The organism is Acinetobacter sp. F16 (assembly GCF_052712855.1).
Window position 1 is genome coordinate 180,994 of record NZ_JBRATK010000003.1, and the last position, 17,514, is coordinate 198,507.

15 protein-coding genes are annotated in these 17,514 nt (G+C 43.8%); 10 read left to right on the forward strand and 5 right to left on the reverse strand.

Annotated elements, in window-relative coordinates:
* Positions 1–92 precede the first annotated feature (92 nt).
* The 4 genes from xerD (at position 93) to thrC (ending at position 4,559) form a co-directional block, all read left to right on the forward strand.
* Positions 93–1,010, forward strand: coding sequence for a site-specific tyrosine recombinase XerD (gene xerD, locus ACU0NF_RS03250; RefSeq protein WP_171535746.1), 918 nt, complete (start codon positions 93–95; stop codon positions 1,008–1,010).
* 108 nt (positions 1,011–1,118) lie between these two features.
* Positions 1,119–1,934, forward strand: a complete 816-nt coding sequence (locus tag ACU0NF_RS03255; protein ID WP_445660113.1) for a DsbC family protein — start codon at positions 1,119–1,121, stop codon at positions 1,932–1,934.
* 123 nt (positions 1,935–2,057) lie between these two features.
* Complete coding sequence (locus tag ACU0NF_RS03260) at positions 2,058–3,362, forward strand: homoserine dehydrogenase (RefSeq protein WP_445660114.1); 1,305 nt, start codon at positions 2,058–2,060, stop codon at positions 3,360–3,362.
* A gap of 57 nt (positions 3,363–3,419) precedes the next feature.
* On the forward strand, positions 3,420–4,559 hold the full coding sequence (gene thrC, locus ACU0NF_RS03265) for a threonine synthase (RefSeq protein ID WP_131383812.1): 1,140 nt from the start codon (positions 3,420–3,422) through the stop codon (positions 4,557–4,559).
* Between the two features lie 87 nt (positions 4,560–4,646).
* Here the strand turns inward: thrC and ACU0NF_RS03270 are convergent, their stop codons facing one another.
* The gene (locus ACU0NF_RS03270; protein WP_445660115.1) at positions 4,647–5,699 is read right to left on the reverse strand and encodes a D-alanyl-D-alanine carboxypeptidase family protein; all 1,053 of its coding nucleotides are present in this window, start codon (positions 5,697–5,699) and stop codon (positions 4,647–4,649) included.
* Between the two features lie 220 nt (positions 5,700–5,919).
* Here ACU0NF_RS03270 and gacA point away from each other — a divergent pair, with 220 nt between their 5' ends.
* Genes gacA through ACU0NF_RS03285 form a run of 3 tightly spaced genes read left to right on the forward strand, consistent with a single transcriptional unit; the run spans position 5,920 to position 9,600 of the window.
* The gene (gacA, locus tag ACU0NF_RS03275; RefSeq protein WP_131267965.1) at positions 5,920–6,555 is read left to right on the forward strand and encodes a response regulator transcription factor GacA; all 636 of its coding nucleotides are present in this window, start codon (positions 5,920–5,922) and stop codon (positions 6,553–6,555) included.
* A 45-nt stretch (positions 6,556–6,600) separates the two neighbouring features.
* Complete coding sequence (locus ACU0NF_RS03280; RefSeq protein WP_445660116.1) at positions 6,601–8,163, forward strand: sensor histidine kinase; 1,563 nt, start codon at positions 6,601–6,603, stop codon at positions 8,161–8,163.
* Between the two features lie 21 nt (positions 8,164–8,184).
* Positions 8,185–9,600 (forward strand): sigma-54-dependent transcriptional regulator, encoded by a 1,416-nt coding sequence (locus ACU0NF_RS03285; RefSeq protein WP_445660130.1) that lies wholly within the window; start codon positions 8,185–8,187, stop codon positions 9,598–9,600.
* Positions 9,601–9,613: 13 nt separating this feature from the next.
* Here the strand turns inward: ACU0NF_RS03285 and ACU0NF_RS03290 are convergent, their stop codons facing one another.
* The 4 genes from ACU0NF_RS03290 to lptF form a co-directional block, all read right to left on the reverse strand.
* On the reverse strand, positions 9,614–10,789 hold the full coding sequence (locus ACU0NF_RS03290) for a S41 family peptidase (RefSeq protein WP_445660117.1): 1,176 nt from the start codon (positions 10,787–10,789) through the stop codon (positions 9,614–9,616).
* A gap of 26 nt (positions 10,790–10,815) precedes the next feature.
* Positions 10,816–12,363, reverse strand: a complete 1,548-nt coding sequence (gene gpmI / locus ACU0NF_RS03295) for a 2,3-bisphosphoglycerate-independent phosphoglycerate mutase (RefSeq protein ID WP_445660118.1) — start codon at positions 12,361–12,363, stop codon at positions 10,816–10,818.
* A 121-nt stretch (positions 12,364–12,484) separates the two neighbouring features.
* Positions 12,485–13,555 carry an LPS export ABC transporter permease LptG gene (gene lptG / locus ACU0NF_RS03300; protein WP_445660119.1) on the reverse strand — a complete coding sequence of 357 codons (1,071 nt, stop codon included), beginning with the start codon at positions 13,553–13,555 and terminating at the stop codon, positions 12,485–12,487.
* Position 13,556: 1 nt separating this feature from the next.
* Entirely contained in the window at positions 13,557–14,657 is a 1,101-nt protein-coding gene (lptF, locus tag ACU0NF_RS03305) for an LPS export ABC transporter permease LptF (RefSeq protein ID WP_445660120.1), read from the reverse strand.
* 159 nt (positions 14,658–14,816) lie between these two features.
* On the opposite strand from lptF, the gene ACU0NF_RS03310 reads away from it, so the two are divergent.
* From ACU0NF_RS03310 to blhA, 3 genes are read left to right on the forward strand one after another with little or no spacing between them, the layout of a single operon-like run.
* Positions 14,817–16,265: a leucyl aminopeptidase gene (locus ACU0NF_RS03310; protein ID WP_445660121.1), complete on the forward strand. Its 1,449-nt coding sequence runs from the start codon at positions 14,817–14,819 to the stop codon at positions 16,263–16,265.
* On the forward strand, positions 16,258–16,665 hold the full coding sequence (locus ACU0NF_RS03315; RefSeq protein WP_445660122.1) for a DNA polymerase III subunit chi: 408 nt from the start codon (positions 16,258–16,260) through the stop codon (positions 16,663–16,665). The genes ACU0NF_RS03310 and ACU0NF_RS03315 overlap by 8 nt, the downstream gene beginning before the upstream one ends.
* Before the next feature lie 28 nt (positions 16,666–16,693).
* A complete protein-coding gene (blhA, locus tag ACU0NF_RS03320; RefSeq protein ID WP_445660123.1) occupies positions 16,694–17,326 on the forward strand; it encodes a cell division protein BlhA in 633 nt (210 codons plus the stop codon).
* Positions 17,327–17,514 lie beyond the last annotated feature (188 nt).

A 17,514-nucleotide genomic window follows, 5' to 3' on the forward strand; every position in this document is an offset into this window, starting at 1 on the left:
TCATCTGCTCTCACATCGACATTGGCAAAGAATTGTTCTAAATTGATCCAAGCCAAGAAAAACTTGGATTTTTCATTCAATGTAGAAGTGACATGCTTAATAAAAAACCTCGTATTCCTGCTCCGGTGAGCATTCCTGAACATTTAAGTTTTTTACAGGGTTTCCGAGACTATTTAATTGCACAAACCGTAAGTCCGCATACACGTAACGCCTATCTGTCTGATTTGGTTCAATGTAGTCAATGCAATTCCAATTTAATGCCGAACTGGTCCAGCGACGATGTGGCTGATGTTCTACTGGCATTAACCAAACAGGGCAAAAGTCCGCGCTCGATTGCCCGATCACTTTCTGCCCTGCGTTCTTTTTATAAGTTTTTACGTGAACAAAAACTTCGCTCGGATAACCCGGTTGCGACCCATAAAACCCCTAAAATTGGCCGTTCGCTGCCCAAAGATATTTCCGAACAAGAAGTTGAAGCCTTAATTCATGCCCCCGATATTGAAACGGCTCTGGGTTTGCGTGATCGCGCCATGCTCGAAGTGCTTTATGCCTGTGGGCTACGGGTGACTGAATTGCTCAATTTACGGCTTGAATTGATTAATTTGAAACAGGGTTATTTACGTATTGTCGGCAAAGGCAATAAAGAACGCCTAGTCCCTTTAGGACAAGTGGCTTGTGAATGGATTGAAAAATACCTGAATGAGGCACGTTCCAGCTTATATAAATCTGCCACCGACTATGTGTTTTTAACCCAGCACGGCGGCATTATGAGCCGGCAAAATTTTTGGTATGCGATTAAACGCTATGCACTACAAGCAGGCGTACAGGCTGAATTATCACCGCATACTCTACGCCATGCCTTTGCCACCCATTTGCTCAATCATGGCGCAGACTTGCGCGTCGTTCAGATGTTATTGGGTCACAGTGATTTATCCACCACCCAAATTTACACCCACGTGGCCCAAGTTCGTATGCAGCAACTGCATGCCACGCATCACCCTCGCGCTTAGTCCGATCTTCATTCATCATCTAAGACCAAGAAGTGTTAACGAGCCTGGCTTTTTTTTTGTTATGCTAGGCCATCAATTTTTATCTATAGCTAAAAGAAAGGGTTATTTATGTTATTTACCCGCTCAAAAATTTTTATTGCATGCACTTTGGCAAGCAGCCTGGTCATTACTGCCTGTTCCAACTCAAATAACGATGAAAAAAAGCAAGGCACTTTAACCGCAAGCGCACCGGCAACCGGACAGGCCTCTAATCTGTCCGAACGCAATGCACAGCAGCGTCTGATTAACACCCTGCAACAGCACTTTAAAAAAGCAAATATCAACGCCAAAGTACTGGATATTAAAGCCACTGAAGTACCGAATCTGTATTGGGTCAACCTTGAAGGCATGTCGTCTGTTTATGCAACCGCAGATGGTAAATACATTATTCAGGGCGATGTCCTGCGTTTAGGCGACAGCAAAATTCACAATGTCAGTGAAAATCTGCAATCCGCAACCAATAAAAAATTACTGGCGGGCTTAAAAACCGAAGATCTTCTGGTTTATAAAGCGCAAGGCAAGACCAAACATATTGTGTATGTGTTTACCGATGCCAGCTGCCCGTATTGCCATAAACTGCATGAACATATGAGCGAGATTAATGCCAAAGGCATTGAAGTGCGTTATATCGCATGGCCACGTGGCGAACAGTTCATGCCAGCCATGGAAAGTGTCTGGTGTAGTGAAGATCGTCAGGCTGCCTTTAACCAGGCCATTGCCGGTGCCCCACTTGCTCCAGCGACCTGCAAGAATCCCGTTAAAGATCAGTATCAACTGGGTCTAAATATGGGCGTGAACGGTACCCCTGCAATTTACAATGAAGATGGTGTTTACTTGGGTGGATACCTGTCTCCTGAAGAATTAGCAGAACGTTTAAATAACTAATTTTTATTCGTTAAATTACTGTTTTTTATAGTTGCAGAGAAAGTGATTTCTTTCCTAGAGTCTCATGCTTTTTTTAGCTATGATCTAGGTTCGCTTAAAATTGATTAGATATTGGAGTGTGACGTGAAACCAGTTCGTCTGGCAATCCTCGGTCTTGGTACTGTAGGTGGTGGTGCCCTTAAACTTTTAAAAGAAAACGCTGCTGAGATTAGACGTCGCACCGGTCGAGAAATTGAAATTACCCATGTCGGTACACGTCGTCCGCGTCCTGATTTGGATCTTCCAGAATCAATCAAACAAAGTGCTGATCTTCTAGAAATTGTACGTCAGCCAGATGTTGACGTTGTGGTTGAAGTGATGGGCGGAATTCACCCTGCCTATGAAGTGATTATGGAAGCCATGAAACATGGCAAACATATTGTCACTGCCAATAAAGCCTTATTGGCTGAACATGGCAATGAGTTATTTAAAGCGGCCGAAGACAATGCCGTGCAGATTGCCTATGAAGCAGCAGTTGCTGGCGGCATTCCAATTATCAAAGTGATTCGTGAAGGCTTGGCTGCCAATAAAATTGACTGGTTGGCAGGCATCATCAACGGCACAGGCAATTTTATCTTAAGTGAAATGCGTGAAAAAGGTCGTGCCTTTCCTGACGTTTTGAAAGAAGCGCAAGAACTCGGTTATGCCGAAGCTGATCCTACCTTTGACGTAGAAGGCATTGATGCAGCACATAAACTGACGATTCTGGCTTCATGTGCATTTGGTATTCCGCTACAGTTTGATAAAGTATTTACTGAAGGGATTGGCAAAGTTACCGCCCAAGATGTCAAATATGCAGAAGACTTAGGTTTCCGTATTAAACACTTGGGTATTGCACGTCGTACCGATGCAGGTATTGAATTACGCGTGCATCCAACCCTCATTCCGGATGACCAGCTCATTGCCAATGTCAACGGCGTGAAAAATGCGATCTTGGTACAAGCCAATGCAGTCGGTCCAACACTGTATTACGGTGCAGGCGCGGGTGCAGGTCCAACAGCTTCTGCTGTGGTGGCCGATGTCGTCGACATTGTCCGTGATATCATTTATACCGAAGATGGCGCCGGAACCATTCCGCAGTTGGCTTTTGAAGCCTTGACGGATTTGCCAATTTTAACGCGCGAACAAATGACCACGGGTTATTACATCCGTATCAATGCCGAAGATCAAATGGGCGTCCTTGCAGATGTCACCACGATTTTAAGTCGTGCCGGAATCAGTATTGATGCCATCATGCAGCAACCGCGCTTAAAAGACCTTATTCCGATCGTGATTTTAACTGATCCTATCGTTGAATCAAAAATGGATGAAGCGTTGCAACGAATTCAAGCCTTGCCTTTCATTCATGGCGAAATTGTACGAATTCGTTTAGAATCGCTTGATAATTAATCGGGTTGAGGGGAGTATTACCCCTTGCCAAGCTCTACACACAATTGGAACATCATCATGTCTAATGCCAATCGTTATACTGGTTTAGTTGACCGTTATCGCGACCGTTTACCAGTATCTGCAACCACTCGTGCTATCTCTTTAGGTGAAGGTAATACACCACTGATCAAGCTTGAGAATATTCCACGCATTATTGGTAAAGACGTTGAAATCTATGTGAAGTACGAAGGCTTAAACCCGACTGGTTCATTTAAAGACCGTGGTATGACCATGGCTGTAACCAAAGCGGTTGAAGAAGGCTCTAAAGCCATTATTTGTGCCTCTACCGGTAATACCTCAGCTGCCGCTGCTGCTTATGCTGCACGTGCCGGCATCAAAGCATTCGTGCTCATTCCTGAAGGCAAAATTGCCATGGGTAAAATGGCACAGGCGATGATGTACGGTGCAATCACCATGCAGATTCGCGGTAACTTCGATGACGGCATGCGTCTGGTTAAAGAAGTCGCTGATCAAGCCCCTGTAACAATTGTTAACTCAATCAACCCTTACCGTTTGCAAGGTCAAAAAACCATTGCTTACGAAATTGTTGAAGCTTTAGGTCGTGCACCTGATTACCACTGCTTGCCAGTCGGTAACGCGGGTAACATCACTGCACACTGGATGGGTTATACCGAAGCCGTTGCGAATCAGCCGAAAGAAGAATTTGAGCAAGTGATTTACGATGCTGAAACAGATGCTTTCACTGGTCCTAAACCTGCTGGCCTTCCAGTTATGGCAGGTTATCAAGCATCTGGCGCTGCTCCATTCCTACGTGGTGGCCCTGTTGCAAACCCTGAAACTGTTGCGACTGCGATTCGTATTGGTAACCCGCAAAGCTGGAACCATGCCAAAGCCGTTGTTCGTGACTCGAATGGCTGGTTTGATGAATTGACTGATGCTGAGATTCTTGAAGCACAGCGTCTACTTTCTATGTACGAAGGCGTGTTCGTAGAACCTGCTTCTGCAGCGTCTGTGGGCGGTGCGATTCGTGACATTAAAGCTGGCAAAATTAAAGAGGGTTCAGTGATCGTTTGTACCGTAACAGGTAACGGCTTGAAAGACCCAGATACTGCCATCAAGCAATGTTCTGATGCAGTGATGTTGTCTATTGATGCAACCATGAATCAGGTCAAAGAATCTATCCTTTCTAATATGTAATTCTTTTTAGCATCATTAGAAATAAAAAAGCCCTGCAATTGCGGGGCTTTTTTACGCTACAAATATAGCGATATCGGATCAACGCAATTAGATACGTTTTGGAAGCTGGCTCGCCCAATTCATTAAACGGGTTGCATCATTGGTGCGTGCAGCAGATGAATCTGCTCCAAGAAGCACCACCACTGCTGGACGGTTATTTAAAGTGGTATGCATGACCACACAGCGCCCTGCTTCATTGATATAACCGGTTTTTGAAATATTGATATTCCAACCCCCATTACGCACTAGAGCATTGGTATTGTTTGATTTCAATACACGATAGCCCAAATTAAAATCGTAGCTTGGTGTGGTTGAGAACTGGCGGATCAGACCGTATTGCGATGCTGTATTGACTAAAATACCCAAATCACGTGCAGAAGATACATTACCCGGATGTAAACCTGTTGATTCAAGATAGTGAGTTGAATTCATTCCAAGCTCTTTGGCTTTAGCATTCATTTTTGTAATAAAAGTCGCGCGACCACCCGGATAAGTACGTGCTAATGCTGCTGCAGCAGGATTTTCAGACTTCATTAAAGCAAACAGTAATGCTTCAGCACGATTCATGCTATCACCCGCTCGCAAAGTCGAACTTGAACTTTTACAGCCCGAACATGAAAAGTCAGCCTGCTGTAAAGTAATTTTTTCTGACATATTTAAACGGGAATCCGCAATTACCACAGCTGTCATCAACTTGGTAATCGATGCAATTGGAAAAGCTGTATTGCTATTTTTACTATAAAGTACTTCGCCAGTTTGACCATCCATCACCAATGCAGCACGGGCATTGACCGAAGGCTGGTTGCTATAACTGGAATTATCTAAAATCTGTACAGTTTTAGGTGCGGAATGAGTCACCACACCATTAGAACTACGCACCGAAGTGGTAATTTTAGTTGAACCTTGTGGTGTAGGTTCTTCGTTCAATGCGGAAACATCGCCATTGAGTAACTGTTTGGCCTCTTCAGAAGACCAGTTTAAAGCTGCTTGACCTTTGCCTCCAGAAGCATCCATGATGAGTTCTGCAAAACTGCTGGAACTCATACTAAGTAAGATCGACATACCTAGCACATGCATTAAAGACTTGTTCGAATTTTTCACGGTGGTTTACTCAACTCATGGAGGCAAGATACATTTGTGTATTACCTCAAATATGCCTTACATTTAAACACAAAGGTGAACATTTTTTATGCATAAACCTTTATGCTTAACATTTCATTTAAAGATGAATAATAGGATTGCTAATTTTGTCATTTCATTGCAAGCTTATTTTGCTTTATGTAACAAAAAAATTGCTTTTTTTATATGAGGGGAGAAATAGGTGATCACAGTTTTAGTAGTAGATGATCATGAATTAGTACGTACCGGGATTTGCCGAATGCTCGAAGACCATGCGGATGTTCAAGTGATTGGTCAGGCTGAATCTGGGGAAGAAGCGATTACCTTAGTCCGTCACCATCATCCGAATGTGGTTTTACTTGATGTGAATATGCCGGGCATTGGTGGGGTAGAAACCACACGTCGCCTGTTACAAAGCGCACCTGAAACCAAAGTTGTCGCGGTGAGTGGCCTGGCTGAAGAACCTTATCCGTCATTGTTGCTTAAGGCAGGTGCTAAAGGTTATATCACCAAAGGCGCACCTGTGACTGAAATGGTGCGTGCCATCAATAAAGTCATGCAAGGCGGCAAATATTTCAGTGCAGACATTGCCGAGCAACTGGCCAGTTCATATCTTTCCGATACCCAGCAATCGCCATTTGATGCGCTTTCAGAACGTGAAATGCAGGTCGCGATGATGGTGGTAAATTGTATTAGCGCGCAAGAAATTGCCGATAAACTTTTTGTTAGTGTTAAAACCGTCAATACCTATCGTTATCGGATTTTTGAAAAGTTAAATTTAGATAGTGATGTGAAACTGACCCATTTGGCCATTCGTTATGGGCTGATTAAACCTTAATGACTTTCCTTGGGAACTTCCCCTTGGGCCTTCTAGAAGACATGCATGACGCAAAAAACCCGGAATCTTGAGTTTAATCAGTATCATCTAGGCATCTGGTATGGTGCCTACAGACTGATTATCGCGACATGTCTTCTGCTGATTTTTTCACTCACTTATTCACACTTAAATACAGATTATCGCTATCCACAGCTCTATCTGTACGTACTCAGCAGCTTCGTCGTGATCGCTTGCTTTCAACTGCTGAGTCTGAAAAAAATACGAACTCGAATTCCACAACAGCTGACCCTGTTATTTGCTGCCGATGTCATTGCTTTAAGCTTACTGACGTTTGCACTGGATGGCCCGAATCTGCATTTAAGTCTGCTATTCGTGATTACCATTTTTGCCGCGTCTTTATTATTAGATGCAAAAAAAGCCTTAGTCATTACTCTCATTGCTGTCATTAGTATTATTTATCAAATCTTTTTGGGCAGCATTTTTGATTTTTCTTCGCTGAACAATATCGGTAATAGTGCCTTATTGGCATTTCTGTTTTTTGTGGTTTATGGCAGTGCGCAAGTTGCGGTACGGCGTTTCCAATTGCTGGAAAATTTAAATTTTTCTCAATCTTTGGAACTCAACCGGCTGCAAAATCTGAACCGTTATATTCTGGAACAGATTGAACTCGGCTATCTGGTGCTGGATGAAAACTGTCATATCGTACTGAGTAATCCTGCAGCGTGTCTGCTGCTCGGGATTCCCCCACTCTATGCCTATGACAAATATCCTTTATACAAAATCCAGGCCGATTTATTTGAACTGATTAAATTTGAACAGCTGCAAGATGGTGAACGGTTCCAATTCGAGTCACAGCTGAGCCGTTATCATATGCATATCGAAGTGCAGAAATTAATGGTTCCGCATCAAACCCTGACCCTGCTGGTGCTGCAAGATGCAGCCAGACTCAATCAACGGGTACAGCAGTTAAAGCTGGCGGCTTTAGGACAGCTGTCTGCCAGTATCGCACATGAAATTCGCAATCCCTTGGCGGCTATTGTTCAGGCCAACGAACTGCTGCTCGATAGTGATCCAAATCAACAAAACCTGTTAAGCCAGATGATTGCAAAGCAAGCCCAACGCATTGATCGTATCATCCAGGATACCTTGAATATGGTGCGAAATAGAGAAACACATCCTGCGCAGATCCAGCTGAATCAATTTATCCCCCAAATGATTCAAGAAGATTTAGCTGATATCATCAACCAGATTCGATGCACCATAACCAATAAAATTTCAATTACTTTTGATGAAGCACAATTTCGCCAAGTTCTGATTAACCTGATTCGTAACGCAATTCGTCATAATTCACCTGAGCATTTACATATTGAGTTAAACATTTACTCACATGAATCGAATGTCCGAATTGAAGTCCGCGATTTTGGCACAGGCGTGGCATCTAAAAATATAAGCTCTTTATTTCAACCTTTTTTTAGTACCGAAATCACGGGAACTGGTTTAGGATTGTACTTATCCCATAGTTTCTGTGAAGCCAACCAAGCAAAACTGGACTATGTAGAACAAGAACAAGGGGCATGCTTTCGAATAGAATGCCAACGTGTTGCTTAAAATTAATATTACTGGGGTATAATTGTGGAACGACAACCACTTGTTTTATTGGTGGATGATGAAGAAGATTTGTGTACGCTGATGCAAATGTCTTTATCACGCATGGGCATCAAAACGCATATCGCCTATCGTCTTGAACAGGCAAAAAAATGCTTATCCGATCATCAATATGATGCCTGTTTAACAGATTTGAATTTACCGGATGGTAATGGGCTGCAATTGGTAGAATGGATCGGCCAGCATCTTCCTGCCCTGCCTGTGGCTGTGCTGACTGCATATGGCAATATGGAAATTGCGATTGCAGCATTAAAAGCCGGTGCTTTTGATTTTGTCAGCAAGCCAATTAATCAGAAACATCTGGAACAACTCTTACAAAAAGCTTTAAACAAACCAGTCGAAAATTTTCAAGGTAAAGAAGATAGTCTGGAACAAAAATTATTGATTGGACAATCCCTGCCGATTCAGCAATTACGCATTACCTTAAATAAAATTGCCCGATCTCAGGCACCTGTATTTATTACCGGTGAATCCGGCACAGGAAAAGAAGTCATTGCCAATCTGGTGCACCGTTTAAGTAACCGTAACGAAGGCCCTTTTATTGCGATTAACTGTGGCGCCATTCCAACGGAACTGATGGAAAGTGAACTGTTTGGGCATAAGAAAGGCAGTTTTAGCGGTGCAACGCAAGACAAACAAGGCCTGATTCAATCTGCACACGGTGGCAGTCTGTTTCTGGATGAAATAGCTGAACTGCCGTTAACCATGCAGGTCAAACTGCTGCGTGCGGTACAGGAAAAACGAATTCGCCCGGTCGGTTCAGATGCTGAAATTGATGTCGATTTCCGTGTGATCAGCGCCAGTCATCAAGACCTGGAAGCATTGGTACAACAAGGCAGATTTCGACAAGATTTATTCTTCCGTATTCATGTGATGGATCTGGTGCTTCCGCCCCTGCGTGAACGTGGCGATGATATTATTTTACTGGCGCATCACTTTATTCAAAAAATTAGTCAGGAATGGGGTATTCCTCAAAAACAACTGACTGAACGCGCACGAAACTTTCTGCTGAGCCAATATTATCCGGGAAATGTGCGTGAGCTGCGCAATATTATCGAACGTGCCATCACCCTCAGTGATGAAGATAAAATTGACTTACCGCATTTACAAAGCGCACCGCTGCGTTATCCAACAGCGACAGCTTTAGAGCATCCGCAAGAAGCGACCCCTGCTTTTCGTAGTGACATTCTGGTTTCTGCCAAAAAGTTACCCGATGAAGGTTTAGAGCTTTATCTGGAAAATATTGAAAAAGATATTTTGCTCAATGCGCTAAACTTGACCCATTGGAACAGAACGCTGGCCGCGAAAAAACTGGGCATGTCTTTTCGCTCTTTACGTTACCGCTTAAAGAAATTTGGCTTGGATACGGATGATGAATAAGATGAATAAACGGTTATTTACGGTTTAGAATGACCTCTGCAACATGCTCAAGATAGTTTTCTTCTTTCATCTCATGTTGCAGCAGGTATTGCTGATTCGGCTGAATCCCGACCCCTTCAATCATCTGCCCTTTTGGGGTGTAATAATGCGATACCGTCATCTGTAAAGCGGCACCGTTGGAAAGTGGGAACAGTTTTTGTACCACCCCTTTTCCATAGCTCTTCTCACCGATGACCCAAGCGCGGCCATGGTCTTTCATTGCCGCAGTAAAGACTTCGGCAGCTGAAGCAGAACGGTTATTGATTAAAATGCCCAGCTTTAAATTTTGAAATTCAAAACTCGGTAAAGCCTGAAATTGTTGATCGCCTTCAGAACGACTTTTGGTAGAGACAATTACGCCCTGATTTAAAAATAAATCGGCCGTTTCAACCGCAGCAGACAATAATCCGCCGGGATTATTTCTTAAATCAAGTAACACCGCTTTAAGACGTGCAGATGGCTGCTCTTCAATTAAACGCTTAATTTCATTGGCAGTATTTTGCTGAAAAACTTTGACTTTGATGACTAAAACTTGATTATGTAAGAGGGTTGCCTGAATATCGGTTTCTATTTTTTTATTGCGAACCAAAATAATCGGGCTGCTATTTTGTGCCAGTTGCAAAGTTAAGGTCGAACCAATTGAGCCATTCAGCAAACTATTGACCTGATCAGGATTAAGTTTTTTCAGTTCTTGATCATCAATCTTAAATACCGTCACGCCATTGCGTAAACCTTGCTTGGCCGAATCGGCATTGTCCTTTAAACCATGAATGACCCACTGATGTAACTGCTGGTCATAAACCAGTTCAAAATCGACAGAAGCAATATCCCCTTCGGTATATTGCATCAGCTGTTTGTAATCTTCGGGACTTAAGTAGCGAGAATAACGGTCTAGGCCACTGACTAAACCTTTAATCGCCTGCTGAAATAAGGCATCATCATTTTTGGCATCAACATAATTTTCTTTGACAATGCTATAAATCTGGACAAATTGCTGAATCGATTCCACCGGAACTTCGGCATAATTCTGTTCGACTTCGTCATCAAAATCTAAAACAGGCTGATCTTTCACAGCAGCAAGTGCAGAATGGCTCACACCGATGAATAATGTTGTTAAAGCGACAACCATCTTCCAGCGTTGTAAAGCCATCCTTTCACCTGTTTATCGTGTTAATTTTATGATTTTAAAGTAATCAAATTACGACCTTTCATTTCTTCAGGTACAGGAATTTGCATTAAGCTGAGCAATGTTGGCGCCACGTCTGCCAGTACACCACCTTCAGCAATCGTTGCAGAAGTTGGTCCTACATAAATAAAAGGAACCAGTTCCGTGGTGTGCTGAGTATGTACCTGACCACTCTTGTAGTCCTGCATCTGCTCGACATTACCATGGTCTGCTGTAATCAGCATATGGCCTTTTTGCGCCATCACTGCTTCATATACACGGCCCAGGCAAGTATCGACTGCTTCAACAGCTTTGACTGCAGCATCAAAGACACCGGTATGTCCGACCATATCACCATTGGCAAAGTTCACCACCAACAGGTCATATTCACCCGAGTTGATTGCAGCAACCAATTCATCGGTAACTTCATAAGCACTCATTTCAGGCTTAAGATCATAAGTTGCCACGCTTGGAGAAGGAATCAGAATACGTTTTTCACCCGGATATTCATCTTCGCGCCCACCACTGAAGAAGAAAGTCACATGGGCATATTTTTCTGTTTCAGCAATACGCAGTTGGGTTTTGCCCAAGTTTGATAAATATTCACCAATCGAGTTTTTCAACGCTTCAGGCATATAGGCAACAGGTGCATCGATAGTCGCCTGGTAACGCGTCAACATCACAAATTTAGATAGGTTCGGAACCACTTTACGTTCAAAACCGGCAAATTCTTTTTCAACAAAGGCTTTGGTGATTTCACGCGCACGGTCAGCACGGAAGTTCATGAATACAACACTGTCGCCATCCTGAATTTTAGCCAGCTCACCAATACGGGTCGCTTTCACAAATTCATCCGACTCATTTGCCGCATAAGCCTGTTCCAGACCTTCAACGGCTATTGCTGCGCTACGTGCAGCTTCACCTTCAGTCAATAGACGATAGGCTTGTTCAACACGATCCCAGCGGTTGTCACGATCCATGGCAAAATAGCGGCCGATCATGGTCGCTATGCGGCCTTGACCCGGGTATTGGGCAAAGACTGCATCTAATTTTTCCAGTGATAGCTGAGCACTTTTTGGTGGCGTATCACGGCCATCAAGGAACGCATGCAGATAAACTTTCGCCCCACGTTTTAATGCCAATTCACACATGGCAACAATATGGTCTTCATGCGCATGCACGCCCCCTTGTGACAACAAGCCCATGATATGTACTGCACCATTTGCAGCTTTGGCTTTCTCTACCGCATCAATCAAAACTTCATGCTCAAAAAAAGCACCAGTACGAATGTCTTTGGTAATCCGGGTGAAATCCTGATACAGCACGCGGCCCGCACCCAGGTTCATGTGACCCACTTCAGAGTTGCCCATTTGACCATCAGGCAGACCTACATCTTCGCCCGAACCTGAAATCAAACCATGTGGATGCTTTTGTTGCATAGCAGTTAAATTTGGTCGTTTTGCTGCCAGGAAAGCATTGTCTTCGACCGCTTCGCGATGACCCACACCATCCATAATTACCAATACGTGAGGGATTTTGCCTGCAGTTGCATCCGTCATAATGAACACTCTTTTGTTTACAATTTCATCGTCATATCTTACCGAATTTTCGGTCAAGACTCTATGTGCAGATCATGACTAAAGCTGATCATGCACATTGTTTTTATTACTGTAGGGTCTGTTAACGTGCGCGGCGCAGCAGATAACCGCCTACCATAATCATGAAAATAATCGGTACAAATATGAACCATGCCGGTGAAGGTGAATACACCAAGCTTGCATAGCCCAAGAAATCTTGCAGATAGAAAAATCCCAAGCCAATAAATAAAGCGATGACCAAACGGAAACCCATCGACTGTTGACGCAAGGGACCAAAAATAAACGAACATGCAATCAGTACCAAGGCAATGAGTGCAAATGGCGAACCGACTTTTTGCCAAAAGGCCAGCTTATAGGTTTTTGGTACTTGGCTGTATTCATGCATATAACTCATAAAGCTCACCAGTTGACTTGGCGATAAATCTTCAGGGTCAATCGTGACCATATGCACATATTTTGGTTGCAAGGCCAAAGCCAAAGGCAGTTGATCGGTTTTTACCAAGGTTGAATTGCCTTGCGGCAAAATATCCATTTGCGCAGCACTTTGCAGGTTCCAGTCCCCATCTTTAACGAACTGACCTTGCTCGGCATTTAAAACACCTTTCAAGTGGTAACTGTCATCGAAGTCGATCACTTGTACATGTTTGAGTTGCCCTTGCGCATTGGCATAATCAATATAAATAAAGCGCTGCCCTTCACGGGTCCAGTAACCATTGACTTCACCCAAGGAGCTGACACTGCGGTGATCTTTTACGCTTTTGGCCTTCTCATTGGTATATGGAATCACCCATTCGCTAAGCACAAAGGATAACACCACCAAAATCAGTGCCGAGCGAACGACCCAACCGACAATCCGCCATAAGCTAATACCGATTGAACGCATCACCACCAGTTCACTATTGGATGCCAAGGTGCCTAAACCGAGAACCGCGCCAATCAAGGCAGCAATCGGTAAAATTTCATAGAGATAATTGGGTGCACTCCATAACACATATTGCAGTGCCCGCCATGCAGTATAGGTTTCATTCAAGGAACCCAGTTCACCCAGATAGGTAAATAAAACTTGCAGAACCGACAAGATAACCGTTGCACCCAGCATGGCCAATGCCGTGGTTTTGGTCACATGTTTGGCAATGATTCGACGTGCTAACATTTTAAGACCTCACCTGCTGAATTCGTTTCTTGATTTTAGGCGCAAGCTTTTGTTTTCGGGAGAACAAGGCTCCAGCAATGCCATACACGAGCAATACCAAAGGATATGCCCAAATTCCTAACTCAGCTTTACTGACACGGGTTTTTACGGCCATCATGGCCACAATCAAACTGGCGAAAATCAGCAAAGCCGGGAATAGTTTTAAATAGCGTCCTTGACGAGGGCTCACTTCTGAAAGTGCAATCGCCAAGATTAAAGCCGCCACCACTGAAAATGGCACGAAAATCCGCCAGCCCAGTTCACTCGCAACCACTGGATCATCACGATTGCTCCATAGCTTGCCAATCGGCAATGCTTCGACTTCGGCACTTTCAAATTTGGCTTCGGCATCACTTTCTAGACGTAAACGATAGGATTGAAACTCTGCTTGGGTATATTTTGGATTGCCTGGGAAAATTTCGTAACGGCGCCCTTCAGTTAAATCGACAATACTGGCGGTTTCATTGGCAACTTCTACACGCGTTGCTTCCTTGGCCAGAATCATGACATCCGGTTTACCCGGTTTTTCCGCACGCTGATAAAAAAATACATCTTTCAGGTTACGGCGGTCTTCTGACAGATCTCCGGCATAAATGGTATAGGGACCGGAGGAAATAAATTCTTTGGGACGGACCAAATCGAAACCGGTTCTGACTGCCTGATTGGTGGTCAGCTGTTCAAACTGACGAATCCCCCACGGCGACATCCACACCATCAGCACGGTTTGCACCGCCAGAAAAACTATGGTCAGCGGAATCAGTAAGCGGCCCAGCTGATGCCGACTGACACCACTGCCGTTCATGACTGCCATTTCGTGGTCGACATAGAGACGGCCAAACACCAGCATCAAACCGATAAAAAAGCCGAGTGGAAGAATCAGGGTTAAAAATTCTGGCAGTCGGTAACCAATAATACTGAACAAAATACTGACATCTAAACGGCCTTGTGCCGCCACGCCAAAGTACTTGATCAGTCGACCACCCATCATGATCAAGGTAAGCAAGGCAATCACAACCAAGGATGTAGACACCACTTGCTTGACCAGATAACGCCGAATAATCAAATTAAATCTTCCAAAAAAGAGGCTAATAAAAACTAGCGCTAGTTTACCCGAATGGTGAAAATATAAAACCTATACTGTTGTTGCGCATTGAAACTCTATTCATAGAAATGTTTCAATGGTTTAATGGTTTGCAAACTTTCAAAGGCATGAATACAGAACATGAAACTGACAATTAATACGTCATTCCAAGAGAATGCAGCTAGCCCCTATTTGTTGATATTAGTCGATTCTGAGCAGCTTCAAAAGGCAGCGACTGCTTATGAAATCAATGATTTAAATAGTTTAGTAGAAGCCGCACAATTCAAAGCGGGTCTAAGCGAATCTTTGCCTCTTATCGGAAAAGTGGCAGCATGTAGCAATAGTGCGCTGATTGGGATCGATAAAGCAGCTGAAATTCAGCCGGCTAAATTAGCAAAAATCGCACAAACCATTATCAAAGCGTCACAAAAAAAATTCAAACAGATCAGCATTGATATTTCTGCATTGCCACCTGAGCAGCATTATTTATTTGCCTTGGCTTTAACCCAAGCCGGTTATGCTTTTGATGAATATAAATCGAAGAAAAATGAATTCATCCTTGAACAAATACATCTGATTGCCAGCGATAGCAGTTTAAATCCACAGCAGCTCAGCCTGATTCACGCCGTGCAATCGGGTCAAAGCTTGGCCCGTGATTTAGGTAACCGTCCGGGTAACATCTGTTTCCCTGAATATCTGGCGGAACAGGCGCAAGCCTTGGCGGCGGAATATCCGGACCTGTTAAAAGTGACTGTACTTGATGAACAGCAAATGGCTGATCTTGGTATGGGCGCTTTCCTGGCAGTCAGCAAAGGCTCGGATCGTCCGGGACGCATCATTACCCTGGAATACCAGGCCAATACCGAACAGGCGCCTGTGGTACTTGTGGGTAAAGGCGTGACTTTTGATACCGGCGGTATTTCACTCAAACCTGGCGCAGGTATGGATGAAATGAAATTTGATATGTGTGGTGCAGCGTCTGTACTCGGTACAATGCGCGCGCTGTGTGAATCGAAACTGTCCATTCATGTCGTCGGTGCCATTGCTGCGGCTGAAAATATGCCTTCAGGTCATGCCACCCGTCCGGGTGATATCGTCACCACCATGAGTGGTCAAACGGTAGAGATTTTAAATACCGATGCGGAAGGCCGCTTGGTATTATGCGATACCCTGACTTATATCAAACGTTTCAACCCTGCCCTGGTGATTGATATTGCAACCTTAACCGGTGCATGCGTAGTGGCTTTAGGTTCGGTTCTAACGGGTATGTTCACACCGGATGATGAACTGGCTGCAGAAATCAATGCTGCGGGTCAAACTTCATTTGACCGTGTATGGCGCATGCCAGTGCTTGAGGATTATCAGGAACAGCTTGATTCTCCATTTGCCGACATTGCCAATATTGGTGGCCCTAAAGCCGGCTCGGTGACTGCAGCATGTTTCTTGCAACGTTTCACCCGTGAATACCGCTGGGCACATTTAGACATCGCCGGCACTGCATGGAACTCGGGTACAGCGAAAGGTGCGACCGGTCGTCCTGTTCCGTTACTGGTTCAATTACTGGCCAATCGTGCGCAGTCGAATGGCTAAAGTTAGCTTTTACTTATTTGAAAAAAGTCCTGAACGGCAAGTGGAAAGCACTTGCCGTTTATGCCGCAAGATTCTGAAACAGCCTGAACATATCTGGTTATATTGTTCAGACCCAGACTTGCAACAGCAGTTAGATGAACGATTGTGGAGTTTTGATCCCAGTAGTTTTATTCAGCATGGGATTGATCAGGAACAGGCTACAATTTGTATTTCAGCCAGGCTACCGGAGCAATCTGACTGGATTGTGTTTAATTTTAACAATCAAGCCCTTGAACAGATTGATAAATTTAGTCACATTATAGAAATCATCGAAAATAACGAATCGGCAAAACAACTGGGTCGCGAAAAATTTAAACAATATCGACGTTTAGGTATTGAACCGCGAACTTTCAAACTTTAGCCGGTCAATTGCATTAAGGAGATACGGGGTGGCATTAAATGTCGGTCAAGATTTTAAACAGCGCTGGTTAGATGTGCCTGAGGCTGTTCGTCAGGCATTTATTGATGACCTACACCGTGTCTGCAATGTGCTGAAACCGGAAACCAATATTCAAAAGTGGCTGGAAAAGGATAAAGAGGCACAGCAACATTCTTTTGAGAAAATTGAACGGGCCTACGTAGAACGTAAGGCGCAATTGATTGAAGAAGCACGTATTCGCAAACAGCTTGCGCTAGAAAAATCGCTGGAAAATAAACGTGCTGAACAGGCGGCCTATGCTCAAGCCTTGCAATCAGATGAAGCCCGACAATTTGCCGAACAAACCCAAACTCTGGCCTTTATTCGTCAAACTTTAGATCATGAAACCCAAGTTTACACAGCGCGTTATCATAAGAATCCTGAAGGCTCAGCACTGAATTTCTCCAAAGGTATGCTGTCGATTCATGACCATGAAGTACTCTCGGAACTGGAAAGCGTGCGTTTACGTTTAGAGTTAGAAGCTGAGACCCTCATTGAACAGGCAGTGACGGTATTTCGTGCCAAGTTACATCAAGCCAGCCAAGATGAAATTGACTATATTTTGAAAAACTCTGATTTATCAACAGAGAAACCAAAGCACTAATTTCTTATCGCTATTGATCTAGGCTATTTTTCTACTGTCATATAAATGACATGTTTATGTCACAAGATAGTCATGTTTTTAAATCCTTAGATTCTCATATGAAGTGCAACAGAGATTAAAATACTGGAAGGGAGCAAGATGAGCTAGCATTCTGCATCCGACCGACCAAAGTCAAAGTTGCATCATGA